Raw genomic sequence first — 26,499 nt, 5'->3', positions numbered from 1 at the left:
CCTTTTACTTATGTTGTTCTTGGTACATCTTCATTCGCTTTTGAACAGCAGCAGGCGGCTCAACTTTTGGAGCATCAGGGTGAAGCAGCCATGTAGCAGCATAATGCGTGTCAGAGACCTTGAACATCGGAGGTTCTTTCTCTAAGTCAATTTTCATTGCGTACTGGTTACGAGGTGCAAAGGCATCCCCTTTTGGAGGATTCAAAAGATTAGGTGGTGTGCCTGGAATTGCGAATAATTCATCCTCTTCTTCTGTTTCCAAGTCAGGCATTGAACTAATTAACCCCCATGTATATGGATGCTTTGGATTATAGAAGATTTCATCTACAGTTCCTACTTCAATGATTTTTCCACCATACATAACAGCTACACGATCCGCAACGTTAGCTACTACACCCAAATCGTGAGTAATGAAAATAATGGAAGTCTCCACTTTCTTTTGCAAAGATTTCATTAACTCAAGTATTTGCGCTTGTATAGTTACATCAAGAGCTGTAGTCGGCTCATCAGCAATTAAAATTTGCGGATTGCAGGCTAAAGCAATAGCGATTACAACACGCTGTCTCATTCCGCCCGAAAATTGATGAGGGTACTGCTTGAATCGGATTTCGGGATTTGGAATCCCAACAAGATCAAGTAATTTAACAGCCTTTTCCCTAGCTTCTGATTTACTAAGTTTCTGATGCTTGATAATCGGCTCCATAATCTGTTTGCCTACTGTCATCGTAGGATTCAAAGAGGTCATTGGATCCTGAAAAATCATTGAAATGTCTTTACCACGTATTTTTTGCATTTGCTTGTCATTAAGCTTAGTTAGATCTTTTCCTTTAAATAGAATTTCTCCAGANCCTTGTGTGACAGAAGGGTTTAGTTTAGCTACTAATTTTATTTCATTTTTATTGGCATATTCTATATTTCCCTTTTCAGAATATGCTGCATCACCAATTACAGTTTCAACTTCCATTCCAGCTTCGATACTTTTTTCAATTAGCGCTTCTAATTGCTTTCCGTCATTCTTTTCGCCAGTGGTTATTGTTGCCGCTGTGATAATTCTCTCTTCACTCATGGCAAGGTGTGTTTTGTATCCAAAAAATGCGGAATCCGCACTTTTATGTCCAACTTTTGCGTCTTTATCTTCTGATATCTGTAATTGTTCAACATCATCGGCAACGGTTTCTTCCAGAAGATTTAACTGTTCTTTTACTTTTGGATATTGAACAAGAACTTCTTCCTTTTTAATCACATCAATGAGATCTTGGCAATATTTGATTTCATCCTCTAGTACATCCGTTGTCGTTTTGGATGGAAACTTACTCTTCATATTTTCATCTATTTGATATATCGTTTTTCTCAGTTTTTTGGAACGGTCCATAAGGACCTCTTTAGGAGTTTTTTGGTTATACCGAGCTTTTGTATGGGTGGCATCAACAATAATAGAATTACTTTTGATGACTTCCTTTTCAATAGCTATTTCTACAGTCTTATTGATAAGCAGATCTAAAAGATTAATATCTTTTAACCGTAATTTTCTAAACTTTGTTAAAGAGCTAGGATCAATTACTTGCTCCTCTGGTGCCATGTTGAGAAAGTATTTAAAAGACATGTCATACTTAGAACGTTCTACTATATCAACATCAGATAGGTCATGGACGGTCTTCAAAAATAAATATTTGAACATACGAATAGGGTCAATGGCATTTCGCCCGTTATCCAAGCAATAGTTATCTTTCAATTCTTCATAAACAAAAGAGAAGTCAATTAGTTCATTAATTTTTCGTAACATATTGTCTGCAGGAACGATTAAGTTATAGAGTTCCATATATGGACTTAATGCCATTGATTGTTGTTTTTGAATCATTGAAACCACCCGCTTAAAATTGTTAACCTAATTATAAAACAAAAAGGGAAGGATTCCTCAAAATAATTGAGAAATCCTTCCCTTTTTTCCTTTAAGGGGCTTTTTCAGTGCCCTCCAAGTTAGAGATCGTTTTTTATTATTGCTTTTTCAATTCTTCGTATTCCTTCTCAGAACAAAGAACAAAATGTCCTGCTGTTATTTCCCTCAACTCGACTTGATCACCTTCACGATAGTTATGTGATGAGGGATCATATGTTTGGCGCTTACGATTTCTTTCATATACTGGATCTGGCAGAGGAATTGCAGATAGTAGAGATTTAGTATAAGGATGCATCGGATTCTTATATAGTTCCTCTGCTGGAGCAAGCTCCACCATCTTACCAAAGTACATGACGCCAATTCGATCACTAATATATTTCACCATAGACAAGTCATGTGCGATAAATAAATAAGTTAAGCCCTTCTCTCGCTGTAGCTTTTTCATTAGGTTAACAACTTGTGCTTGAATCGAAACATCCAATGCTGAAATTGGTTCATCAGCAATTACGAAACTAGGCTTTACTGCTAAAGCACGAGCAATTCCAATCCGCTGTCTTTGCCCGCCTGAGAATTCATGTGGATAGCGGTTTGCATGTTCTTTATTTAATCCAACAGTCTCCAATAGATCATGGACCATTTTCGTCCGTTCTTCTTTTGTTTTTGCTAAGCCATGAATATCAATTCCCTCAGCAATCACATCCGCCACTTTCATTCTTGGGTTTAATGATGCATACGGGTCTTGGAAAATCATCTGCATTTCCCGATTGAATTTCTTCATTTCTGCTTTAGACTTTTTACCATGAACGTCCTCACCATCAAACAAAACCTGTCCATCTGTTGCATCATAAAGGCGAATAATTGTTCTGCCAGTAGTTGATTTCCCGCAGCCTGATTCCCCTACAAGTCCCAATGTTTCACCTTCATAAATATCGAAAGTCAGTCCATCAACAGCTTTCACTTCATTTGGTTTTCCCACATTGAAGTATTGCTTTAGATTCTTGATTTCTAATAGTTTTTTCTTCATTTCCATCAGCATTCCCCCCTTTTACTTATGTTGTTCTTGGTACATCTTCATTCGCTTTTGAACAGCAGCAGGCGGCTCAACTTTTGGAGCATCAGGGTGAAGCAGCCATGTAGCAGCATAATGCGTGTCAGAGACCTTGAACATCGGAGGTTCTTTCTCTAAGTCAATTTTCATTGCGTACTGGTTACGAGGTGCAAAGGCATCCCCTTTTGGAGGATTCAAAAGATTAGGTGGTGTGCCTGGAATTGCGAATAATTCATCCTCTTCTTCTGTTTCCAAGTCAGGCATTGAACTAATTAACCCCCATGTATATGGATGCTTTGGATTATAGAAGATTTCATCTACAGTTCCTACTTCAATGATTTTTCCACCATACATAACAGCTACACGATCCGCAACGTTAGCTACTACACCCAAATCGTGAGTAATGAAAATAATGGAAGTCTCCACTTTCTTTTGCAAAGATTTCATTAACTCAAGTATTTGCGCTTGTATAGTTACATCAAGAGCTGTAGTCGGCTCATCAGCAATTAAAATTTGCGGATTGCAGGCTAAAGCAATAGCGATTACAACACGCTGTCTCATTCCGCCCGAAAATTGATGAGGGTACTGCTTGAATCGGATTTCGGGATTTGGAATCCCAACAAGATCAAGTAATTTAACAGCCTTTTCCCTAGCTTCTGATTTACTAAGTTTCTGATGCTTGATAATCGGCTCCATAATCTGTTTGCCTACTGTCATCGTAGGATTCAAAGAGGTCATTGGATCCTGAAAAATCATTGAAATGTCTTTACCACGTATTTTTTGCATTTGCTTGTCATTAAGCTTAGTTAGATCTTTTCCTTTAAATAGAATTTCTCCAGATTTAAACTCTGAGCTTTGTTCAGGAAGAAGCCTCATAATCGATTTAGTTGTTACGGATTTACCTGATCCCGACTCTCCAACAATTGCAAGTGTTTCCCCTTTATTTAAGTCAAAGCTGACTCCCCGGATCGCTTGAACCTCTCCTGAGAAAGTATGAAAGGAAATCTTAAGGTCATTTACTTCTAAAATTTTCTCCATATTGCTTCACCTGCCTTTTAATCTCTCATTTTAGGATCTAGTGCATCACGAACACCGTCTGCAATCATATTAAATGCAATCATAATGACACTGATAACCACTGCTGGAATTAACATTTGATACGGAAATGCTCTCATTGTTTTAAACCCAGCATCAATTAACGTTCCTAATGATGCTAATGGTTCTTGAAGACCAAGGCCGATGAAGCTTAAAAAGGCTTCGAAAAAGATCGCATTCGGAATTGTGAACATTGTATTAATGATAATAACCCCGGCTAAGTTCGGGATTAAATGTTTAAACATAATCTTTGAATGACTTGCTCCAAGGGTTCTCGAAGCCATAACAAATTCTTGTCCTTTAAGCTTTAAGACCTGAGCACGAACAACACGCGCCATACTTACCCAGCCTGTGATCGTTAATGCAATCGTAATCGAAATAATACCCGGTTCTAGAATCAAAATCATTAAGATTACCACAACCAAGTTCGGTATACCAGAGAGAATCTCAATAATACGCTGCATGAATGTATCAATACGGCCCCCAAAGTAACCTGATATCACACCGAAGGCAACCCCGATGATCATATCGATAGCAGCAGCTAGAAAAGCAATGTACAAGGAAATTTGAGTACCTTTCCAAACACGTGAAAATTGGTCACGTCCCAAATTGTCGGTACCAAACCAATAATAATCCTCAATATCTTTTTGTTCATAAACATTAACCTGTGTTCCATTGTTTAACGTCCTCATCCCATCAAATGGAAGCCATGATATATTTTCGAGAACAGGAATTCTAGGAGGAAGATTGGCATGGGCAGTCTTTTGCCGATCAAATTCATAATTGCTTATCATAGGGCCAATTAACGCTAGTATGGTTAGAAGGATAATAACAACTAAACTAATAACAGCACCTTTATTTTTTCTTAAACGAAGCCAGCCATCCTGCCAAAAGTTTAAACTGGGTTTCGAAATTTCTTCGCTTTTTTTACTGTCGATAATGGCGGGTTCAAATTGGTCTTTACTTATTTTTTCTGTATGTTCCATTACTGCTTACCTCCCGCTAATCGAATGCGAGGATCAATCAGTCCATATAAAATATCCACGACTAAAATGATCATGATAAATAAAAATGCAAATAACAGTGTAGTTCCCATGATGACAGAATAATCGTTCACCTGAACAGAAGTTACAAACTGCTCACCAATACCAGGAACGGAGAAGATTTTCTCAATTACTAAAGATCCTGTCATTAAACTTACCGCTAATGGCCCTAAAACCGTAATAACTGGAATTAAGGCATTCCTTAATGCATGCTTGAAGATAATATCGAAATAGCTTGACCCTTTTGCTTTCGCTAGAGTGATGTAATCCGAACTTAATACCTCAATCATTTCGGTTCTCATAAAACGTGCGGTAATGGCTATAGGGAACATTGCCAGAGCGATCGTAGGAAGTACTGTATATTCTGGTCCTTTCCAGAACGCAACTGGGAACCATCCTAACTTTACCCCTACATAGTATTGAAGAAGTCCAGCGAATACAAATGATGGAATCGACTTCCCGAGAACAGCTACAAAGGTGGAGCTATAATCAGCCCAAGTATTTTGCTTAAGAGCACCGATGATGCCAAGCAAGGTTCCGATAAGGGATCCGACTAGCAAAGCTTGAAAACCAAGCAGCGCTGAAGGACCAATACGGTTTCCAATGAGTTCGGACACTTCAGCATCCCCGAATTGGAAAGAAGTCCCTAAATCTCCTTTAAGTATATTTGTCATATACGATACATACTGAACAGGTACCGGCTTATCTAAATCATATTTTTCAAGCATCACTTCCATTTGAGCATCAGACATTTTTTCACCCATCTTAAATGGTGTTCCTGGTATTAATTTCATTAAGAAGAACGTAAGTGATGCGATGATAAACAGCGTTAAAATCATATAAAATACCCGCTGCGCTATATACTTTACCATCCAAACACCTCCTATATTTTATTGACACTTAAGATTCGACCTTTTTCGACAATTTCAAGAAAGGGAAAAAGAGAGTACATGTATGCATGTCCGCAACCATACTCTCTTTGCCCTTAACATTTTAAATGTTTTTTAGCATATTTTCATTGGTAATTATTTGTTTAATTTCGCAAATTTCCAGCTATACTCAGGACCAACCAAGTGATAGGTAAATCCTTCTAATTTATCGTTAACGAGAATATTTGCAGAACGCTGATATGTTGGTGCGATTGCAGCATCTTCAAAGAAAATCTTCTCTGCATCTTGCAGTGCCTGGAAGCGTGCAGCTGGTTCGTTGGCTAGAGTTGTGTTCGCTTCATTAATTAACTTATCATACTCAGCATTTGAATAAGCCATTTTGTTATTGCCGCCACCTGTGATCCATAGATCAGAGAACGTCATTGGATCTAAGTAATCTGGACCCCAGCCTGAGTGAAGAATATCATAATCCATGTTATTTTCACGATCAAGACGTACAGAGAACGGAACACTTTCAAGATTGATCTTTAGTCCTGGCAGATTATTTTGAAGCTGGTCAACAATATAGGTGTCAAGCGTTTTAGATGTTTCCGTATCACCACTTAATAAACTAAATTCTAAGCTATCTGTACCAAGCTCTTTTAACCCTTGTTCCCAATGCTTCTTTGCCTCTTCAGGATTATATGTGTTCATATCTCCGTTTCCTTCTCGGAAATCGGCATCAGTTTCAGGATGTCTAACAAATTCTGCAGGTACTGCATAGTTCGCTGCTAAAGATCCATTTTGCAGAATATCATTTACCATTGCATCCTTGTCAAATGCAAGTGATAAAGCCATTCGAATATTTTTATTTGCCAGTGCCTCATTTTCTTGATTGAACTTCAACCAGAAGATCGTCGGCTCTAACCATCTAACAAGTCGCGGGTCTCCTTCATACTGCATAATAACAGCAGGTGTTGAAAGCTTAGGTGTAACATCTGCTTCCCCCGCTTCGAATGCATTTGCAGCTGCCTGAGGGTCCTTCGATACGTTATAGTTGATCTTTTCAAGTGTTACATTATCTTTATCCCAATAGTTTTCGTTTTTCTCAATAGTCCAAGATGATGCAGTCACTCCGTTCCAATCTGTCATTTTGAACGGTCCGTTAAAAAGTAAGTTTTCTGCATTTTTCGCATAGTCCTTGCCTTTTTCTTCAACAAATTTTTGGTTTTGCGGATAGAAAGTTGGGAAAGCCATTAAAGATTCCATATACGGAATTGGCTGCTCCAAAGTTACTTCTAGTTCTAGATCACTTAAAGCTTTAACAGCTAACTTAGTTGCATCTCCACTTTCAAATGCTTCTTTTGCTCCTTTAATTTTGCCAACCATCATATAAGGACCATATGGTGATGCAGTATCAGGGTGAATGGCACGCTGCCATGCATAAACAAAATCATGCGCTGTAACAGGTTCCCCATTTGACCACTGCGATTCTCTTAATTTAAAAGTGTAGACTGTTCCATCTTCACTTACTGTTGGATCTCCGTCCACTAGTCCGGGTACCGGATTTTGTTCAGGGTCTAAACGATACAAGCCTTCGTTTACATTGTTAAGCATTGAAAAACCAACAGTATCTTGTGCCATAACAGAATCCATTGATGGAATTTCAGCAGATTCTAAAACGGTTATTTCTTGAGTGTCGGCTAAACCACCAGACTCTTCTCCAGTTTTATTATTGTCTTTTTCAGCATCTTCATTTCCACCGCCACACGCAGCTAAAAATACACTGAGTGCTAGGAATAAGATGAAAAGTAATGTGTGTTTAGATTTTTTCAATGATATACCTCCTTATGATAATTCTGGCAAAAGGCCACAACGATTATTATACATGTATAATTTTAATTGTAAATTTTTTTATAAAAAATTTTACTTTACTGAAATGTTAGGGAATAATATGTAGGTATCACCACCCGATTTATCAACAATTCTACTTTAGTGCTAGTGTTTTCTACCTTCGTTTCGTTTATCTTTAGTAATTATTTCAATATAAATTCATTTTTTATTATTTTGGGGTGAGTTTCATGAAGAAACATTGGATGCCTGCCATTTATTTGTTTGCATGCAGTCAAATAGCCATTGTCCTATTTTCATTTATCCTTTACCAGAAGATTACCTTGCTTTTCTATATTAATATTTCGTTTTATCTAGGTAGTTTATACATCTTTCTTTCCTTGATTTTTTTTACGGTGAAAAGCGGCTTTTTTGATTTTGTAACGAAGTCCTTCCGATTGATCTTTGCAGGAAAAGATGTAACAAAGAAACAAGTCGAAGAGATGCTGCCTCTTTCAAAAGTGATTTCCTTTAATTATTCTCCATTATTTATAAATGGACTATTGGTAACATTATTAATGCTTGTGGCGTTGTATTTATATTACTTTTAAATCACTTTATAAAGATGGTATAATATAATAATTGAAATAGGGAGGAAAATTCGATGCAAACCATTTTTTCAGGTATTCAGCCAAGTGGCACGATCACACTTGGGAACTATATTGGAGCCTTAAAACAATTTGTTGAGTTACAGCATGAATATAACTGTTATTTTTGCATAGTTGATCAACATGCAATAACGGTCCCACAAGACCCCATACAGCTTAGAAAAAATATCAGAAGCCTTGCCGCGTTATACATAGCCGTTGGAATTGATCCAGAACAAGCAACACTGTTTATTCAGTCAGAAGTTCCTGCTCATGCACAAGCGGGATGGATGCTGCAGTGTGTTACATATATTGGTGAGCTAGAAAGAATGACTCAATTTAAAGATAAATCAAGCGGGAAAGAAGCCGTTTCAGCTGGATTACTAACATATCCACCACTTATGGCAGCAGACATTCTTCTCTACAGTGCAGATTTAGTACCAGTAGGCGAAGATCAAAAGCAGCATTTAGAATTAACACGTGATATAGCAGAGAGATTTAATAAAAAATACAATGATATCTTTACTATCCCTGAAGTACGCATCCCTAAGACTGGTGCAAGAATTATGTCTCTGCAAGATCCGTTGAAGAAAATGAGTAAATCTGATCCAAACCAAAAGGCTTTTATTTCCATCCTTGATGAACCTAAGCAAATCGAGAAAAAAATCAAAAGTGCTGTCACAGATTCAGAAGGAGTCGTTAAATTCGACAAAGAGAATAAACCTGGCGTTTCTAACCTTTTATCGATTTATTCAATTCTTTCCAATAAATCGATTGCTGATCTTGAGCAGGAATATGAAGGAAAAGGGTACGGGGAATTCAAAGGTGATTTGGCACAAGTTGTCGTCCAAGCCTTAGAACCGATTCAAAAGAAGTATTATGAACTAATGGAATCAGCTGAACTCGATGAAATTCTTGACCGCGGGGCAGAAAAGGCCCATGCCGTAGCCGGCAGAATGGCTAAGAAGATGGAAAATGCCATGGGTCTAGGGAGAAAGAAAAGAAGATAAAGAAGTAAAGCATTCAAAAAACGCTTACCTTTTGGTAAGCGTTTTTACATTTTTTAATTTACTTTTGATCCATTTTCCATTTCCCAAAGCTTCTCAAAAAATGGCTGTCCTTTAATTAAGTTTTCACAGAAATGCTCATGCTTGCTTGTCCAACCATATTGTGTTTCTTCGTATAACTGCTCCCAAGCTTCTTCAAAATCTAAGTTTTGAATTTCTAGATAACGTTCTGGTCTCCACTCTGTATACCAATATCTAATTTCAGCAACATTTTCACTAGAACGCAATTGATCAAGCGCCATAAAGAGGAGCTGTTTTAACTGCCTTTCTTTTCGCGTTAGTCCAGACATCAAACCAGGAGAAGGAGCGAGAATGTGAAACTCCTTTGAAGTTGTTGGTTTTTTTTCAAATTCAAAATTCATCGTGTCATGGTTTTCCACCATTTCATAGACTAATTGTTCCTGCCTCGGAATAAGCCGGCTTTTTCGAATCGGAATATTATAACCGATTGTATCAACGACAATAATCCCTGTACCATCTGTTGCTACAAAACAATAATCAAGCTGAATGCGTTCATGGTTTTTTCTTAAATAGGCCTTTTGGTAAATCTCATCTAGTAATGATTGAGGTAACTCTGCCAAATCATTTTCTATGTAATTAAAAAGACAAGAGTCCAATTTTAAGAGTGGTACTTGATCAAGCAATTCGACACCATCGTCTTTACGCCATTCATGAAAATGGCAAACATTGTATCCATTCTCTTCACCTTCAAACCAATTAACCCAAACATCATGAAGATATAACATGAATCTACCCCTCACTTCATTAACTCTTTGTCACTCAGTATGGGCAGTAAACCTTTAATTTATTCCTAAAATACCACCTTAAACCAATTTGTTTTAACGATTTCCCTACACACGACTCCTAGTAAATACTCGATTAATGTTGACAATTATATGTTACCAATCACTCGGTAAATAGATACTAATCCATATCATCATGATTCCAATTGGTAGCAATAAACATTCGACACGACTGCTGACAAAATGAAGGAAAGCATAAAGGTCATAGCCTGCAGTTAGTAAATTCAAGTAGGCAATCACACTAATCCCGCCTATGACAGCAATTCCAAATCCAGTTAAAATCATAAATAATCTAAACATGGAAGACTTCGACTTTCTTTGAACAAACTTTCCTGCCCATAGCAGACACCCCAGGTCTTGTCCTATTTATATATAGGTATGAAAAAAAGGACAAGATATGCCTTGTCCTTTAACATCTGTTTATAATTTTTTTACTTCGGTTATGATTGATATTTTCTAAATGCTATTGTTGCATTATGCCCGCCAAACCCAAGTGAATTGCTCATAGCAGCTTTAATGTCCTGCTTTCTTGCTTCGTTCGGTACATAATCAAGATCACATGCTGGATCTGGAGTTTCATAGTTAATAGTAGGCGGTAAAATTGAATCTTGCATAGCTAATACTGTAAAAATCGCCTCTACTCCTCCTGCAGCTCCAAGAAGATGGCCGGTCATTGACTTTGTCGAGCTAACCGCAAGCTTGTAGGCATGGTCTCCAAAAACCGATTTAATCGCCATTGTTTCAAATTTATCATTGTAATCGGTACTAGTTCCATGTGCATTGATATAGTCGATATCCTCAGGGCTAAGGTCAGCATCGTCAAGAGCCATTTTCATAGCTCTTGCTCCACCTTCACCTTCTGGAGCAGGCGCTGTAATATGATAAGCATCTCCTGTAGCGCCATATCCAACAATCTCTGCATATATCTTTGCACCGCGTGCCAATGCATGTTCCAGCTCTTCTAAGACAATAATCCCTGCACCTTCACCCATAACAAAACCATCACGATTTAAATCAAATGGACGGCTCGCTTTTTGCGGATCAGGATTAGTTGATAATGCCTTGTTCGCACAGAACCCCGCCATCGCCATTCTAGAGATAGGCGCTTCCGCACCACCTGTAACCATCGCATCAGCATCGCCCCGTTGAATGACCTTAAACGCGTCTCCGATTGAGTTTGTTCCTGTTGCACAAGCTGTGACCGTACAGGAGTTAAATCCTCTAGCACCAAGTGTAATTGACACTTGGCCTGTCGCCATATCAGGTATCATCATTGGAACGAAGAAAGGACTTACCCTGCGATATCCTTTATTAAGGAAGGTCTCAAATTGATTTTCAAATGTTTCCATTCCTCCGATACCGGACCCAATCCAAACACCTACACGATGGGAGTTATCATCGTTAATTGCAAGACCAGAATCCTTCACTGCCATTAAAGAAGCAGCAACTGCATAGTGGGTGAAGCGGTCCATTTTCCTTGCATCTTTTTTGTCGATATATTGTTCAACATCAAAATCCTTTAATTCTGCAACTACTTTAACTGGGTAATCCTCTGGGTCAAGTCTTGTTAATTGCCCGACACCCGATACACCAGAAACGATATTTTTCCACGTTGTTTCAATGTCGTTTCCAACTGGAGTAACAGCCCCTACTCCTGTAACAACTACTCTTCTTTTCGTCATTATTGTAATCTCCTTTGCGAGAAATTTTTCAAGAAGCTTTCAAATCATTTTTTAATGTTTTAATTATCTTCCCCAACGTAAAGCGATGGCACCCCACGTTAATCCTCCGCCAAAACCAACCATTACAATTAGGTCATCGTCCTTTATTTTACCAGCTTCTAGTTCTTCAACAATAGAGATAGGAATTGAAGCGGATGATGTATTTCCATATTTATGAACTGTTTTTGACATTTTCTCAACAGGAAGCTCTAATCTTTGTCTTGAAGCTTCCATAATGCGTATGTTCGCTTGGTGTGGGACAAGCAGATCGACGTCTTCTTTTGTTAAACCTGCTTTCTCTAACACTTGCAGGGAGCTTTCCCCCATCTGCCTTACAGCAAATTTAAACACTTCTCTGCCGTTCATCATAATATACTTTTCCTGATATAAATATTGTCCACCCGTTCCATCAGCACCAAGTTCAAAAGCTAATACACCTCTGCCTTCTGATACTGGTCCAAGTACAACAGCACCTGCTCCATCTCCAAAAAGAACAGCAGTATTTCTATCTTCCCAGTCTGTAATTTTTGAAAGCTTCTCAGCACCAACGATTAGTACGTTCTTATAGGCACCACTTTCAATGAATTGTTTTGCTGTTACAATTCCATACATAAATCCCGCACAAGCTGCACTAACATCCATTGCCGCAGCTTTTTTTGCACCTAATTTTTCTTGAAGCATACAAGCGACTGATGGAAAAGGAGTATTTGGGGTAACTGTCGCCACTAAGATTAAGTCCAGGTCCTCTGCTGTTATATTTGCATTTTCTATCGCTACCTTAGCTGCCTCAAATGCTAAATCCGCAGTATCCATATCATCACTTGCGATTCTGCGTTCTTCAATACCTGTTCGTGATGTGATCCATTCATCTGAAGTATCAACTATTTTCTCTAAATCAGCATTTGTCAGTATTTTCTCTGGCAGATATCGTCCAATTCCTATAACTCCTGCGTTCATGAAGCCATCTCCTTTGATTTTTATCCCTTTTATCTAGAAGTTCAGATACAACTATTTATTATCAATTATTAAGACTTGGTACTAATAATATTATCAAACCCTCCTCTCTCTCTGCAACTTTTTTCTGTTTTTACGTCAATTTACTTTCACTAAAAGAAGAGTCCATACATGATTTTCTTATCTATCATACCTTGGATAGTGAAGGGAGGGGAAATACGGCTATGGAGGAAAAATCAAAAGATGTGCAGGAAACAGAAAAAATTGATCCTTTTACCAGATTTATGTTTGGGAATAGGAGATCCATTAGAAAGGAACAAGATTCTTTTGAATCACAGAATTATGACGATGACAAAGATAACCTTCATGTAAACGAAAGAGATTGGTTATTTGGCGGTCGTGGTGTTTCTTCAGCTAACAAAGAGAAAAATGAAAAACAAACTTTTACGGACTACCTCAGCAACGTGGACTATATTGAACTCATGCATCATGTCAATACTTTCATGAATTCCACAAAAGAATTAAAACCTCTAGTAAATAAGTTAAAGCCCTACCTTGAGGCGTTTCTTCATAAAAAATAACTTACGATGAAGCATGGTAATTTGTATAGAAAATTTGCCATGCCTTTTAGGGGATAATTTCCCGCTAATGTAAAGAGGGGAGGCTTAAGAAGCAGATATAAAGGGAGAATTTACCGTATCCTCTCTAATTATGGCAAAATCCAAAGTTTTGGATCATATAACCGGAAAATCTCCCTTTATTTTTTAGGAAATAAGGGCATTTCCTAATTTAAAGGGAATTTCTCCCTTTATTTTTCAAACACAGTGAAACAACATTTAGTTAATTACTAAGTGACTGGTTGTACGATTTTATATCCTAATCTGCCCACAAAAATAAGGTGAGAAATTCTCACCCTACATTGCGATATACTAGATGTGTTTTAATTATTCTTTTTGACTGTCTGCTTTACCTAATTCATAAGCTTCATTCATTACTTTCGTAAAGATCTCCATAAACGGCTGAATTAAGTCCATGGTAAGTTCAATGCCAGCTTCCTCAAGCTGCTCTTTTGCTTCAGGTATGTACTTCATAGCAATTTGCATAAATTCCATTGTTTTATCTTGATTTGTCATCTAAAGACCTCCTATTTATTTTACCGGAAGTTTCCCGGTTTCTTTATACTTTTTAATTAATTCTTTTATATCCTTTTGAAAACTTTCATCCACAAGCGGACTGAATTCACCTAAAGATATTACATCATCTTGAAAATCAAAAGATTGGTTTCCTGCTTTAAGGGTGCCGTCATTAAATTGTTCAGCCACCAATTCATAAAGAGTGTCAACATGCTGTACAGTACTAGTTAATACAGTTGACTGGCCAAGGTCAGACTGGTCAGAAACATAACCAATCGCATACAAACCATTCCCCTTCATTTTTTCAATAACAGGAACATTATAGCCATCACCTGCAGGGTATACAACATCAATACCTTTTAACAACATATCATCTAAAATTTCCATTGCGATATGATCATCATCCCATTGTGATACATATTGGATGGTGACCTCAGCATCTTTATTTTCATAAATGGCACCTTCGTAAAAGCCTTCTACCTCTGGCTGCCATTCATAAGCAGCGATTATTCCCACTTTATTGGTTTCCGTCATATGTCCTGCAACCATGCCACCAAAGAATCCCATAGCATATGCCTCAAAATTTAAGCTTGTAGTATTTTTCTCGTTGGCATCACCATTGAAACTGATAAAATGAATATGTGGATAATCTTTTGCTATTTTGTTAAAGTATCCCGCATATTCATTGCCATGACCAAAAATTAAATTAACTCCCTTTTGATCAAATTCCTTCACCGCACGTTCAACAATAGCTTGTGAGTTCATCCCTTCTTTATAATAAACATCCACATTAAATCGCGATTGGATTTTGAGCATACCCTTATAGCCTTTTGTACCCCAAACTTGGTCATTAACAGATTCTGGTACCAAAAGTCCTACTTTATCCAGTTGTCCTGTAGAGATAGCTTGTCCACATGATGATAATAAAAAAAGGCATAAAAGAAAAACTCCAAAACGTGCTGATTTTTTTAGCATTTCTTTTTCAGCCCCTTCAAGAAAATAGTAATAATTCCCAGCCACTTTAAAATAGTGATATAGTCTCTTTCATTCTACCTTTAACAAAAAAATTTTAAAAGAATTTTTTGTCATTCCGACTTTAGAATCACTTTGATTACTTGTGCATGCCGTTTCTGATGAGCTAATCTCATTTGGTATGGTTTGGAATCATGTACTGCTATTTTCTCGCCATCAAACGATAACAAAGTCTCTCTCTCTTGTTTCGCGTCCGGTAAAATATCCAAGACCCTTGCACATTTCGTCCACTTATCTGCCTCACTGCTTTCTAGAAGATAAGCTTTATATTTGTCAGACAGAAAGGATAAAATAGAATCAATAACATCCTCAACATGAAGCGCATCTCCTGTCCATTCTCTTTCGTGAATCATAAAATGGTCGTTTTCCATCAAGAAATACTGTTGAAAAGCAGACTCAATATATTGCCACGGTCCATAAACAGTTGGTAAATAATAAACATTAAATGCAATTCCGTCCCTCTTAAAGGAAGATAATATTTCTTTCATTTGTGACTGGTGTTGCTCATATCGCCCTTGCATCAGTAATTGTATGGGCATCAGAAATAAAACTTTTCCTTTTCCATTCTTTAAACCTGACAGCTTTAATTTCATTGATTCCCAGTCTAGTTCCTTTTCAACATTTCTAATAAATAAATCATAATAATCTAGAACAAGAAGAACCTCTTCTTGTTCATCAGTGACCGTCCATTTCTCATATTTCTCTTCAACAAAGTTTGCGTTTCTCCCGATTTCCATGCGTTTTTCTTCTGTAAATAGATCATTTTCTTGAGATAAGGAATGAACCCCTATAACTTCCATGCCATCGTCCAAAAACTTCTTGCAAAAGTGAAACGCTAAAAATTCATAAACACCGACCACAATTGCCTTGTCCATCATGAACGCCTCCCTAAAAAGCTATAATCCATCCTATGCTTAGGGAGACAGTAATATTTCTTACCACTAAGGCTCAGGCATTTATAAAACTGATTCATTTTTCTTTAAAAACTTTATCGTGTCTATTTCTAATTGATGCTTCTTCTCAGGTACAAGATAGGTCAAGGTAACCGGTGCATTCTCATTTTCCCATTTCATAGACAAGTCATTTAACTGCTTTGACTCATTAAATGCTTTTTGCCCAGATAACACATGAATGACCTTCATTGGAATAATCGGTATTACGTCTAACCACTGTTGTTTTTGATTGTTGATGACTTCCAACAACTGATCTCCTTCTAACTCATAAGAATAAGAAAGTTCTTTTAGCAATTTTTTATAAAAAAATTTATGCTCTTTCTCTTGTTCTAATTGATCCTTTAGAGAAAGCACAGGGTTTATTAATACGGTAGAACGAATTTTCTCTTGCATTTCTTCAATCAGCCTTAACGCTACAAGAGAACCCATTCCTTCAGCAATTAAATGAATTTTATCATTAATAATTTCGGTTCTGATGATAAATTCATAGAGTCTTTTAGCTAGCTCAACTGCTTTTTCGCTACCCCAATTTTTCCCATAGAGATTTGAATAAAAAATCGTGTATCCTGACTGTTTTAAAGCATCAATAAATGCTAATTTTCCCTCGTTATGTGTCCAGAAGCTGCCGTTACTATCAACATAATGTCTTTCGTCCCCAATGATTAGGATACCGAAACCTGTTGGTCTTTCGGGATAATGTATCATATTCCATTCGGTATCCAATTTAAAGTTCCGGCTCTCCATCCTAAAAACTCCTTTAGCAATTTACTCTTATTTAATGTATGAAAGAAGAATTAAAGTGAAAGGGAGTTTGCCTATAGTTTGTCTAAATATAGTGGAAGTTTCACTTTATCGCAGATTAACGGACAGTAAGATCCCCCTTCTCTTGGGGATCAACTGTCCGTAAAAGCCCGATAGGCTCAACTAATCATCATTGGGAAACCCCTCCAATGATGAAAGTTTCACTTTATCATTGTTTGTCGTTATGATAATATAGAAAAAGATGTTAAATAGTAAGAGGTGAATACGGTGAGATACTTTTGGACTTTATTTTGGACGTTCCTTCTAGTTCAAATGTTAACTTATGTTGCGAGCTCAATGATTGGTACTGCATTTGATTTTGCAACCGGTGCCATTCTTGGTGTAATTGCTACTGTCTTAATTTTAATTGTACCTTCCATTATTCCTAACGAACCAAGCGGAAAAGAAGGACTGCATTAAAGAGTAGTTTATTTATGAATGCGTTTGGTCAAAAAAGTCATCCATGAAAAATGGATGACTTTTTTTGCTGCGCTTATATAGGTGAAGTAGGTTGAGACTGCTTCAGCAATTGTATGGTGTTTTCTTTTAAAGCGATTTCGACTGTACTGTTTTCTACTATCTTTCCAGCTATAATATCTCTTGCTAAAAGTGTTTCAACATTCCTCTGTATAAAGCGTTTTAATGGTCTAGCCCCATAAACAGGATCAAACCCATTTACTGCAATATATTCCTTTGCTTCATCCGTTATACGTAAATGTATTTGTTGATCTTCTAAACGAATTTGCAAATCTTTTATCAGCTTCAACACTATTTCCATTATATCGTGAATCGATAACGGCTTAAACATGATGATCTCATCAACACGATTGAGAAACTCAGGACGGAAATGACTTCGAAGCTGTGACATTACCTTATCCTTTACTTCTTCCCTTATGGATTCCGTCTCAGACTGCCCTTCCAATAAGAAATGCGATCCAATATTTGAAGTCATAATGATTACCGTGTTTTTAAAATCAACAGTTCGTCCCTGTGAGTCTGTAATGCGTCCATCATCGAGCATCTGCAGCAGGATATTAAATACATCAGGATGAGCTTTTTCAATTTCATCTAGCAATATAACAGAGTAGGGTTTTCTTCTTACCGCTTCTGTTAACTGACCTCCTTCCTCATAGCCGACATACCCTGGAGGCGCACCCACCAGCCTTGAAACTGAGTGTTTTTCCATATATTCGGACATGTCAATTCGTATGATTTGCTCATCGCTGTCAAATAGAGAGTTGGCTAGCGCTTTTGCAAGTTCCGTCTTCCCCACTCCTGTTGGACCTAGAAAAATAAACGAACCAATCGGCCTATTAGGATCTTTAATACCAGCTCTTGCTCTTAACACTGCATCTGACACTAACTCTACTGCCTCATTTTGTCCTACTACACGTTCATGAAGAATGCTTTCTAGGCGAAGAAGTTTTTCACGTTCACCTTCTACGAGCTTGGCCAACGGGATTCCAGTCCAACGGCTCACAATATTCGCTATTTCTTCCTCTGTAACCTCTTCCCGAACTAAGCGTTCATTAGATTTATTGCTCACTTCTTCTTCAAGCGCCTGCAATTCTTTTTCAACTGCAGGAATCCTGCCATGACGCAGTTCAGCGGCTTTATTTAAATCATAATTATTTTCAGCATCCTCAAGTTCGCGACGCAGCTTTTCAAGGAGCTCCCGCTTTTCACGTACAGCTTGAATTCCTTCTTTTTCGGCCTGCCATTTCGCTTTCATCAAATTGGCATTTTCTCGTAAATCCGCTAGTTCTTTTTGAAGATTTTGCAGCCGGTTCTTGCTCTGTGTATCCTCTTCTTTCCTTAAGGCTGCTTCTTCAATTTCTAATTGCATCACCCGCCTTGTTACTTCATCTAACTCTGAAGGCATGGAATCAATTTCTGTGCGGATCATAGCACATGCTTCATCAACTAAATCAATTGCTTTATCCGGCAGGAAACGATCTGTAATATACCGATCAGATAAAGTAGCTGCTGAAACAATAGCACGATCATGTATATTTACTCCGTGGTGTATTTCAAACCGTTCTTTTAAACCGCGTAAAATAGAAATAGTATCCTCTACATTCGGTTCGTGAACCAATACCTGTTGAAAGCGTCGTTCAAGAGCAGGATCTTTTTCAATATATTTCCGATGTTCGTCTAGTGTAGTCGCCCCGATGCAATGAAGTTCTCCTCTCGCCAGCATCGGTTTTAACATATTACCTGCATCCATTGCACCTTCTGTTTTACCAGCACCGACAATGGTATGTAGTTCATCAATAAATAAAAGAATTTTTCCTTCGCTTTTCTTTATTTCATTTAAAACGGCTTTTAATCTCTCTTCAAATTCTCCCCGGAATTTAGCTCCAGCAATAAGGGAGCTCATATCAAGAGAAAATATCGTTTTATCTTTTAATCCTTCAGGAACATCTTTACGGACAATCCTTTGAGCCAATCCTTCTACAATAGCCGTTTTCCCAACACCTGGCTCGCCAATTAAAACAGGGTTGTTTTTCGTTTTTCTAGAAAGAATTCTGATGACATTCCGGATCTCCGCATCCCTTCCAATAACAGGATCTACTTTCCCAGATTTCACTTCTGCTACTAAGTCACGCCCATATTTTTTTAATGCATCATAAGTGGCTTCAGGATTTTGAGATGTCACTCTTTCGTTCCCCCTCATTTTCTTAATTGCATCCAGCAGTTTTTCATAAGTTATGTGGTGTTTATTTAATATTTCTCCGATTTCAGATCGCGCTGCTTTTACGGCTCCGAGCAATATAAGCTCTACAGAGAGATATTCATCATTAAAGCTTTTCATTTCTTCTTCCGCTTCTGCTAATAGTTTTTGCAGTTTGTTTGTGATATATAATTTCCCTTGTTCTATGCCGCTTCCAGATACTTGTGGTTTCTTTTTTAATAAGGAATCTAATTCATACTTGAAGTCCTCAACTGACATTTTAACTTTTTCTAAGATCGCAGCAACTAAACTATCTTCCTGTTCTAACAAAGCGCTGAATAAATGTATCTCGTCTACTTCCTGATGCTCATGGGCAGTTGCAATCGATTGGGCCCGGAGTATTCCGGTTTGCAGCCGTTCTGTCATTTGGTTCAAATCCATATTAACCCTCCTCTTTGACCATTTTTGACCTTTATAATTTCATTATAATCCATTCTTTTCATATGTAAAGCCATCCTATTCAAGGATGGCCAATAATTTATTTACTTAAGTTTTTTTATCATTTCAAACCTTTTATGGCTTTCTTTTGTAAGTCCATTTACGATTATGATTTGAGTTTTCAGGGAAACGGTCTCCAGCTTTTAGCTTTATTTTTTTCGGGTTCATTACTCCGTCGCCTTCTTCACCTATTTCCATATATATTCCATTGTTAGGCGCTTTTTGTCCGGCACGAAATTGATGGCTTTGCCCCATTAATACCCCTCCTTTCCGAGTCTTCCCTTGTAGTATTTCCTGATATAAAGCATTCATGAATGAAACTTTTTCTTTTCATATTCGTCAATACTTTACAAAGCGTGCTTGTTTATCATTTAATAAAATAGTACGTGTATTCATTATCTATCAGGAGGTTGTCGTGGAAGAACTGCTAGAATCATTAAAATATTTATTACTGGGACTTTTTCAAGGAATTACAGAACCCATACCGATTTCCTCAAGCGGTCACTTGGAAATCGCAGAACATTTTTTGGGCTTACAAATCGAAGGGATGAGCTTTGCCCTCCTAGTTAACACTGCTTCGTTATTAGCAGTTTTAATCATTTATCGAAAAGATATTATTCGATTAATCGAAAATGGACTGAACTTTCTAAAAACTAAAGATAAAGAATCTGAAGCTGACTTTCGCTTCATCCTTTATTTAATTGTAGGAACCATTCCCGCAGGCGTGATAGGAATTCTTTTCGAGGATTTCATTGAAGAACATCTAGCCTCGATTAAAACTGTCGGAATCACTCTTTTAGTGACAGGGATTGCATTATGGCTAATACGCAACCTGCGCGGCCGTAAAAATGATGCAGACCTTTCTTATAGAGATGCGATTATTGTCGGTCTTGCCCAAGCCGTTGCCTTAATACCCGGGATTAGCCGCTCAGGTGCAACCATTGTTGCAGCAATGGGATTAGGAATGAAGCAGGAAACAGCACTTAGATATTCCTTTTTATTATACATTCCTGTAAGCGTCGGAGGGATGATACTAGGATTTAGTGATATATTAAATGATCCATACATCGGTGATTTAGCTATTCCTTATATATTAGCCTTTATTGCTTCGTTAATCGCTTCTTATATTTCACTTAAGTGGTTCATGAATATTATGGCAAAAGGAAATTTAAAATATTTTGCTGTCTATTGTTTTATTGTCGGACCATTAGTTTATTTCTTATCTTAAGCAAATAGACCTGCATCAAAAAATGCAGGTCTTTTTCGTATTCCTATTATTTTTATTTTAATACTTCCACTAATAAAGCTTTTTGTGCATGCATACGGTTGCCTGCTTGCTGGAAAACGTAGGAATTCTTGCCGTCAATTACTTCTGCTGTTACCTCTTCTCCACGATGAGCTGGGAGGCAGTGTAAAAACATATAGTCTTCCTTTGCTCCTTTAACAAGCTCTTCATTTATTTGAAATCCATTAAAATCCTTTAATCTTTGTTCATTTTCTTCTTCCTGCCCCATACTCGTCCAGACATCTGTATAAATGACATCTGCTTCATACACTGCTTCACGCGGATCATTTGTAAGAATTACTTCTGAACCACTTTCTTTCGCAAAGGATTTTGCAAGCTCTGTGATTTCTTTGTTCGGCTCATACCCTTCAGGTGTTGCAACTGCCATATGAATTCCTGTTTTTGCAGCAGCGATCATCAAGTCATGTGCAACATTGTTCCCATCACCAATATAAGCGATCTTTAGGCCTTCTAATGTACCTTTAACCTCTTGAATTGTTAATAAATCAGCTAAAGCCTGGCATGGATGATAAAGATCTGTTAGACCATTTATCACTGGGATTGTAGCGTGCTTTGCCAATTCTTCCACATTTTCATGTGAAAATGTTCTTATCATGATGGCATCAACATACTCCGACAATACCTTGGCCGTATCTGAGATCGGTTCGCCTCTCCCCATTTGAGTTTCTTTCCCAGAAAGGTAAATTGCTTGACCGCCAAGCTGGAGCATTCCTGCTTCAAAAGAGACCCTTGTTCTTGTTGAATTCTTATCAAAAATCATCCCTAGGATTTTACCTTTGAGCAGCGGCTTTTCTTCTCCTGATAAATGCGCCTTTTTTAGGTCTGTTGCTATTTGCACTAAACCTTTGATTGTCTCAGGAGTATAATCAGCCAGCGATAATAAATCTTTTCCTTTTATATTTAAATCAAGTTCATTCATCTGAACAGCAGTCATGCGATTGTCACGTCCTTTATTAATGTAGAATGCCATTCTTCAATGGCGCTTACTGTATAATCATGAACCTTTAAAGCCTGCAAAAATGCTTGTAAGCTCTCCTTTTCTGTAAATGTAATAATCCGCCGTTTTGTTGCATATTCCCTTAATGCCTCATCATTAGTGGACTGATAGGGATTGTAATAGGCAATTGCATCTTCTGTCAGAAGTGATTCATCAGCAGAAACATCTAATTTAAAGCTTTCATGAGTAAAATCGATGTCATCCATTGCTTCTTTTAACACAACTGTTCCGGAAGCTTTATTCTTAATATAAGTATGGAACGCCTTCCTTAGCGCTTCATCTAGATTATTTCCTAAACAAATCCCTTCACCTGTCGATCTCATCTCTGGACTTACTTTAGAGTCTAAGCCTTTTAAAGCGTAGTTAGAGAATACCGGGTATTTCACAGTTACAAACGGAATTTCCATCAAATTCTTCTCTTCATCATTGCTCGACAATGTATATTTCCCGAGCAATATTTTTGTCGCAATTTGAACGAGCGGAACTCCTGTTACCTTGCTGACGATTGGAGCTGTTCTGCTGGCTCTCGGGTTAACTTCTAGAACATAAACATCTTCATTATCTACAATAAACTGAATATTCATCAGACCTTTGTAGTTTAAATGCTGAGAAATTTGTTTTCCGTATTGTACCATTTTTTCCTGTACAGAACCTGACATTGTCAATGCAGGAAGCACGGACATACTGTCGCCAGAATGCACACCTGTTTTCTCGATATGCTCCATGATTGCAGGAGCTAAAATATATTTTCCATCTGTTACTAAGTCAATTTCAGCTTCCTTTGCATGCAGGAACTGATCTACTAAGAATGGATACTTAGCAATATCTTTGTCGATATAAGATTTTAATTCATTTTTATTGTTAATAATTTCCATTCCTCTTCCGCCAATTACGAAGGAAGGTCTGAGCAGTACTGGGAATCCAATACTCTGAACCGCATTTAATAATTCTTGTTCATTATTAACAATGTCACCCTTTAGACGAGGAATGTTAAGTTCGTCAAGGAGTTCATAAAATAACTTACGATCTTCTAAAATATCAATAGTTTGTGATTTTGTCCCTAAAATATTAACATCGTACTCTTCTAATTGTTTTGCTAAATTGATTGCCGTTTGTCCGCCAAGCTGAATAATAACATCTGTTATTTCTTCTGCTTCCATCACATTTAAGATATCTTCAATTATTAATGGCTCAAAATATAAGCGGTCCGCTGTTGCAAAGTCTGTACTGACTGTTTCAGGATTATTGTTAATCATGATCGTTTCAATACCTTCATCTTTAACAGCGAACACTCCGTGTACCGAACAGTAATCAAATTCAATACCCTGACCAATCCGAATCGGACCGCTGCCGATGATCAGCACTTTTCTTTTATTAGAAGGCACTTGTTCATTTTCACCAAAATAAGTTGAATAATAATAATTTGATTTTGCCTCAAACTCTGCTGCACATGTATCCACCATTTTATACGCAGGTTTTATATTAAAGCTCTTTCTTTTGCTTCGCACTTCTTTTTCAGACGTGTTCCACACACTTGCCAAAAAGCCGTCGCTGAATCCTTTTTCCTTATAGTGTTGAAGTTCTTCTTTTGAGATGCTCTCTAAGTTTTTCTCAGCCAATTGCTTCTCTAAATGAACAAGCTTCTTTAAATAGGAAAGGAAGAAATGATCAATCTTTGTCAGTTGATGGAGTTCATCCGTACTTACATTTTTACGTATAAGCTCCAGTAAGATAAAGAAGCGTTGATCGTCCTGTTGTTTGAGCATTTCCATTAATACAGGTACCGTTTTCCCTGCAAGATGAGGTAACTGCAGATCATTCGAATCAATTTCCAAAGAGTGAACTGCCTTTAACAACGCCCGTTCAAAATTGCGGTCAATCCCCATAACTTCACCAGTTGCCTTCATTTGTGTGCCTAGTTTGCGGTCAATAGTTGGAAACTTATCAAAAGGCCATTTTGGAATTTTGACTACCACATAATCTAAAGCAGGTTCAAAGCTAGCAAAAGTATCACCAGTTACCGGGTTAACGATTTCTGCTAATGTATAACCCACAGCTAATTTAGCAGCCATTCTTGCAATTGGATAGCCAGTAGCCTTGGAGGCAAGCGCAGAAGAACGGCTTACCCTTGGATTTACCTCAATTAAATAGTAATTCTTGCTTTTTGGATCAAGCGCAAACTGAATATTACATCCACCAATAATTCCAAGGGCTGAAATGATTTTAATAGATGCTGCACGGAGCATTTGGTAATCTTGATCAGTTAAAGTTTGTGAAGGAGCAACAACAATGGAATCTCCCGTATGGACTCCAACCGGGTCAAAATTCTCCATATTACAAATCGTGATGCATGTATTGTCAGCATCCCTCATTACTTCATATTCTATTTCTTTGTATCCTGCAATACTTTTCTCGACTAAGCATTGGTGAATAGCACTTTCCTGAAGACCCCCAGAGACTAGATTAGCTAGTTCATCTTCGTTTTCCGCGATCCCCCCACCAGTGCCTCCTAGTGTGTAAGCAGGTCTAACGATAATCGGAAAATCGATTTTTTCTGCAAAAGCTAATGCTTCTTCAACCGTATGAACGATTTCACTTTCAGGAACAGGCTCATTTAATTCTTTCATTAACTGCCTGAAAGCTTCACGATCTTCCCCTCTCTTGATTGAATCAATCGAGCTTCCGAGCATCTTTACACCATGCTTGCTTAATATTCCCTGTTCGTGCAATTGAAAAGCAAGGTTCAAGCCGGTTTGCCCTCCAAGTGTTGCAAGAAGTCCATCCGGTTTCTCCTTTTCAATGATTTTTTCTACTGTGTCTACCGTTAATGGCTCAAAATAAATTCGATCCGCAAAATTTGAGTCTGTCATGATGGTTGCAGGGTTGTTATTCACGAGAATTACTTTGTAGCCCTCTTCTTTTAAAGCAATACACGCTTGCGTGCCTGCATAATCAAATTCTGCTGCCTGCCCGATGACGATCGGTCCTGACCCTATAACTAGTATGGATTGAATGTTAGTATCTTTAGGCATAAGCAATGGCACTCCTATTTTTATCATTTATCATTTGTAAAAATTCATCAAAGACATATGCACCTTCCGCAGGACCTGGATTTGCTTCAGGATGGAATTGCACTGTCTGAATTGGCAAAGTTTGATGAGCTAATCCTTCGACCGAGTTATCATGCAGATTATAAAATCTTACACTAAGGCCCGTTCCCGGAATGCTCGCTTCATCAACAACATAACTATGATTTTGTGAAGACATGAAGACAGCCTTTGTCTCTTTATCTTTTACTGGATGATTGGCTCCCCTATGTCCAAATAACAGCTTCTTTGTGTTTCCGCCTAATGCTAAGGCAACAAGCTGATGGCCCAGGCAAATCCCTAAAGTAGGGTATTGCTGAATAACTTCTTTCACCGTCTCGATATGCTTTCCTAATTGCTTTGGATCCCCAGGACCATTAGAAAGCAAAATACCGTCTGGCGCTAAGTTCTTAATAGCTTGAGAAGTTGTGTTATAAGGGACAACTGTCACTTTACATCCTCTTTCTAGCAAAGATGTTAAAATTGACTTCTTTTTCCCGTAATCAATTAGAACGATATGTTTATTACCATCGCCAAATGTCTCATATTCCTCTGTTGAGACCTTTGGAATCTTTTCATCGCTAACGAAAGTACAGTCAGCATGATTCACTTCTATGGAAGAAAGCATAGCCGGCATTGAGCCTTGATTGCGGATTTTCTTAACGACTGCTCTCGTATCAATATGCTCAATTAACGGAATGTTCCACTTCTCCAGGTATCCTTTAAGAGAGTAGTTTGCTTGATAATGAGAACCCTCCATGTTTGCTTCATAGACAACCACACCAGCAACATGAGGCTTTTTACTTTCAAAGTCTTCCTCATTGATTCCATAGTTTCCTATTAACGGATAAGTAAAAACAATGATTTGATCTTTATAACTTGGATCTGTAAGAACTTCTTGATAACCAGTCATTCCTGTATAAAAAACGATCTCTCCATTAATATCGTGAGTTGGGGAGGACGTGACCCAGTTTCCTTCATAGATATCCCCTGTTTGCAAGTGTAGATAACCCTTCATTTTTTACACCTCAAAATAGTTGTATAT

General features: G+C 37.7%; 24 protein-coding genes and 1 pseudogene. 5 read left to right on the top strand and 20 right to left on the bottom strand.

Annotated features, from left to right (window positions below):
• Positions 1 to 4: 4 nt before the first annotated feature.
• The 7 genes and pseudogenes from CZ487_RS27670 to CZ487_RS05790 form a co-directional block, all read right to left on the bottom strand.
• Complete coding sequence (locus CZ487_RS27670; protein WP_272914192.1) at positions 5 to 361, bottom strand: oligopeptide/dipeptide ABC transporter ATP-binding protein; 357 nt, start codon at positions 359 to 361, stop codon at positions 5 to 7.
• Between the two features lie 39 nt (positions 362 to 400).
• Positions 401 to 1,858 (bottom strand): annotated as a pseudogene (locus CZ487_RS27050) (transposase); the annotation flags it as partial.
• 136 nt (positions 1,859 to 1,994) lie between these two features.
• Positions 1,995 to 2,921 carry an ABC transporter ATP-binding protein gene (locus CZ487_RS05810; protein ID WP_077211879.1) on the bottom strand — a complete coding sequence of 309 codons (927 nt, stop codon included), beginning with the start codon at positions 2,919 to 2,921 and terminating at the stop codon, positions 1,995 to 1,997.
• A 21-nt stretch (positions 2,922 to 2,942) separates the two neighbouring features.
• Complete coding sequence (locus CZ487_RS05805) at positions 2,943 to 3,983, bottom strand: ABC transporter ATP-binding protein (protein ID WP_077211191.1); 1,041 nt, start codon at positions 3,981 to 3,983, stop codon at positions 2,943 to 2,945.
• Between the two features lie 17 nt (positions 3,984 to 4,000).
• Positions 4,001 to 5,026: an oligopeptide ABC transporter permease gene (gene opp3C / locus CZ487_RS05800; RefSeq protein WP_077211190.1), complete on the bottom strand. Its 1,026-nt coding sequence runs from the start codon at positions 5,024 to 5,026 to the stop codon at positions 4,001 to 4,003.
• Complete coding sequence (gene opp3b / locus CZ487_RS05795) at positions 5,026 to 5,955, bottom strand: oligopeptide ABC transporter permease (protein ID WP_077211189.1); 930 nt, start codon at positions 5,953 to 5,955, stop codon at positions 5,026 to 5,028. Before opp3b ends, opp3C begins: the two co-directional genes overlap by 1 nt.
• Positions 5,956 to 6,108: 153 nt before the next feature.
• Positions 6,109 to 7,788 (bottom strand): peptide ABC transporter substrate-binding protein, encoded by a 1,680-nt coding sequence (locus CZ487_RS05790; protein ID WP_077211188.1) that lies wholly within the window; start codon positions 7,786 to 7,788, stop codon positions 6,109 to 6,111.
• Between the two features lie 245 nt (positions 7,789 to 8,033).
• Between CZ487_RS05790 and CZ487_RS05785 the strand changes: the two genes are divergently transcribed.
• Together CZ487_RS05785 and trpS are read left to right on the top strand one after the other, a co-directional pair.
• Positions 8,034 to 8,393, top strand: a complete 360-nt coding sequence (locus CZ487_RS05785; RefSeq protein ID WP_084783132.1) for a DUF3899 domain-containing protein — start codon at positions 8,034 to 8,036, stop codon at positions 8,391 to 8,393.
• Between the two features lie 53 nt (positions 8,394 to 8,446).
• The gene (gene trpS / locus CZ487_RS05780) at positions 8,447 to 9,439 is read left to right on the top strand and encodes a tryptophan--tRNA ligase (RefSeq protein ID WP_077211187.1); all 993 of its coding nucleotides are present in this window, start codon (positions 8,447 to 8,449) and stop codon (positions 9,437 to 9,439) included.
• 53 nt (positions 9,440 to 9,492) lie between these two features.
• Here trpS and CZ487_RS05775 read toward each other — a convergent pair whose 3' ends face one another.
• The 4 genes from CZ487_RS05775 to CZ487_RS05760 form a co-directional block, all read right to left on the bottom strand.
• Positions 9,493 to 10,242 carry a YjbA family protein gene (locus CZ487_RS05775; RefSeq protein ID WP_077211186.1) on the bottom strand — a complete coding sequence of 250 codons (750 nt, stop codon included), beginning with the start codon at positions 10,240 to 10,242 and terminating at the stop codon, positions 9,493 to 9,495.
• Positions 10,243 to 10,395: 153 nt separating this feature from the next.
• Complete coding sequence (locus CZ487_RS05770) at positions 10,396 to 10,599, bottom strand: YuzI family membrane protein (protein WP_077211185.1); 204 nt, start codon at positions 10,597 to 10,599, stop codon at positions 10,396 to 10,398.
• A gap of 140 nt (positions 10,600 to 10,739) precedes the next feature.
• On the bottom strand, positions 10,740 to 11,981 hold the full coding sequence (gene fabF / locus CZ487_RS05765; RefSeq protein ID WP_077211184.1) for a beta-ketoacyl-ACP synthase II: 1,242 nt from the start codon (positions 11,979 to 11,981) through the stop codon (positions 10,740 to 10,742).
• A gap of 63 nt (positions 11,982 to 12,044) precedes the next feature.
• On the bottom strand, positions 12,045 to 12,977 hold the full coding sequence (locus CZ487_RS05760; protein WP_077211183.1) for a beta-ketoacyl-ACP synthase III: 933 nt from the start codon (positions 12,975 to 12,977) through the stop codon (positions 12,045 to 12,047).
• A 221-nt stretch (positions 12,978 to 13,198) separates the two neighbouring features.
• On the opposite strand from CZ487_RS05760, the gene CZ487_RS05755 reads away from it, so the two are divergent.
• Complete coding sequence (locus CZ487_RS05755) at positions 13,199 to 13,555, top strand: hypothetical protein (RefSeq protein WP_077211182.1); 357 nt, start codon at positions 13,199 to 13,201, stop codon at positions 13,553 to 13,555.
• A gap of 363 nt (positions 13,556 to 13,918) precedes the next feature.
• Here the strand turns inward: CZ487_RS05755 and CZ487_RS05750 are convergent, their stop codons facing one another.
• From CZ487_RS05750 to CZ487_RS05735, 4 genes are all read right to left on the bottom strand, one after another.
• Positions 13,919 to 14,107, bottom strand: a complete 189-nt coding sequence (locus tag CZ487_RS05750) for a ComZ family protein (protein ID WP_077211181.1) — start codon at positions 14,105 to 14,107, stop codon at positions 13,919 to 13,921.
• 15 nt (positions 14,108 to 14,122) lie between these two features.
• Entirely contained in the window at positions 14,123 to 15,082 is a 960-nt protein-coding gene (locus CZ487_RS05745; protein WP_077211877.1) for a BMP family ABC transporter substrate-binding protein, read from the bottom strand.
• Between the two features lie 110 nt (positions 15,083 to 15,192).
• The gene (locus tag CZ487_RS05740; RefSeq protein WP_139339525.1) at positions 15,193 to 16,017 is read right to left on the bottom strand and encodes a hypothetical protein; all 825 of its coding nucleotides are present in this window, start codon (positions 16,015 to 16,017) and stop codon (positions 15,193 to 15,195) included.
• Positions 16,018 to 16,095: 78 nt separating this feature from the next.
• Entirely contained in the window at positions 16,096 to 16,836 is a 741-nt protein-coding gene (locus tag CZ487_RS05735; protein ID WP_077211179.1) for a lipase family protein, read from the bottom strand.
• 285 nt (positions 16,837 to 17,121) lie between these two features.
• Between CZ487_RS05735 and CZ487_RS05730 the strand changes: the two genes are divergently transcribed.
• Positions 17,122 to 17,313, top strand: a complete 192-nt coding sequence (locus CZ487_RS05730) for a YjzD family protein (protein ID WP_077211178.1) — start codon at positions 17,122 to 17,124, stop codon at positions 17,311 to 17,313.
• A gap of 73 nt (positions 17,314 to 17,386) precedes the next feature.
• Here the strand turns inward: CZ487_RS05730 and clpB are convergent, their stop codons facing one another.
• A complete protein-coding gene (gene clpB, locus CZ487_RS05725; protein ID WP_077211177.1) occupies positions 17,387 to 20,008 on the bottom strand; it encodes an ATP-dependent chaperone ClpB in 2,622 nt (873 codons plus the stop codon).
• A 132-nt stretch (positions 20,009 to 20,140) separates the two neighbouring features.
• Positions 20,141 to 20,320: a YjzC family protein gene (locus CZ487_RS05720; RefSeq protein ID WP_077211176.1), complete on the bottom strand. Its 180-nt coding sequence runs from the start codon at positions 20,318 to 20,320 to the stop codon at positions 20,141 to 20,143.
• A 160-nt stretch (positions 20,321 to 20,480) separates the two neighbouring features.
• On the opposite strand from CZ487_RS05720, the gene CZ487_RS05715 reads away from it, so the two are divergent.
• Positions 20,481 to 21,293 (top strand): undecaprenyl-diphosphate phosphatase, encoded by an 813-nt coding sequence (locus CZ487_RS05715; RefSeq protein ID WP_077211175.1) that lies wholly within the window; start codon positions 20,481 to 20,483, stop codon positions 21,291 to 21,293.
• Between the two features lie 52 nt (positions 21,294 to 21,345).
• Here the strand turns inward: CZ487_RS05715 and argF are convergent, their stop codons facing one another.
• The 3 genes from argF to CZ487_RS05700 are packed head-to-tail and all read right to left on the bottom strand — an operon-like array spanning position 21,346 to position 26,472.
• Positions 21,346 to 22,305, bottom strand: a complete 960-nt coding sequence (gene argF, locus CZ487_RS05710) for an ornithine carbamoyltransferase (RefSeq protein WP_077211174.1) — start codon at positions 22,303 to 22,305, stop codon at positions 21,346 to 21,348.
• Positions 22,302 to 25,400 (bottom strand): carbamoyl phosphate synthase large subunit, encoded by a 3,099-nt coding sequence (locus CZ487_RS05705; protein ID WP_077211173.1) that lies wholly within the window; start codon positions 25,398 to 25,400, stop codon positions 22,302 to 22,304. The genes argF and CZ487_RS05705 overlap by 4 nt, the downstream gene beginning before the upstream one ends.
• Positions 25,393 to 26,472, bottom strand: a complete 1,080-nt coding sequence (locus tag CZ487_RS05700) for a carbamoyl phosphate synthase small subunit (RefSeq protein ID WP_077211172.1) — start codon at positions 26,470 to 26,472, stop codon at positions 25,393 to 25,395. Before CZ487_RS05700 ends, CZ487_RS05705 begins: the two co-directional genes overlap by 8 nt.
• Positions 26,473 to 26,499: the final 27 nt, after the last annotated feature.

This window comes from Robertmurraya dakarensis, from assembly GCF_900156875.1.
Taxonomy (GTDB): domain Bacteria; phylum Bacillota; class Bacilli; order Bacillales; family Cytobacillaceae; genus Robertmurraya; species Robertmurraya dakarensis.
This window is presented reverse-complemented; position numbering and strand designations above follow the sequence as displayed.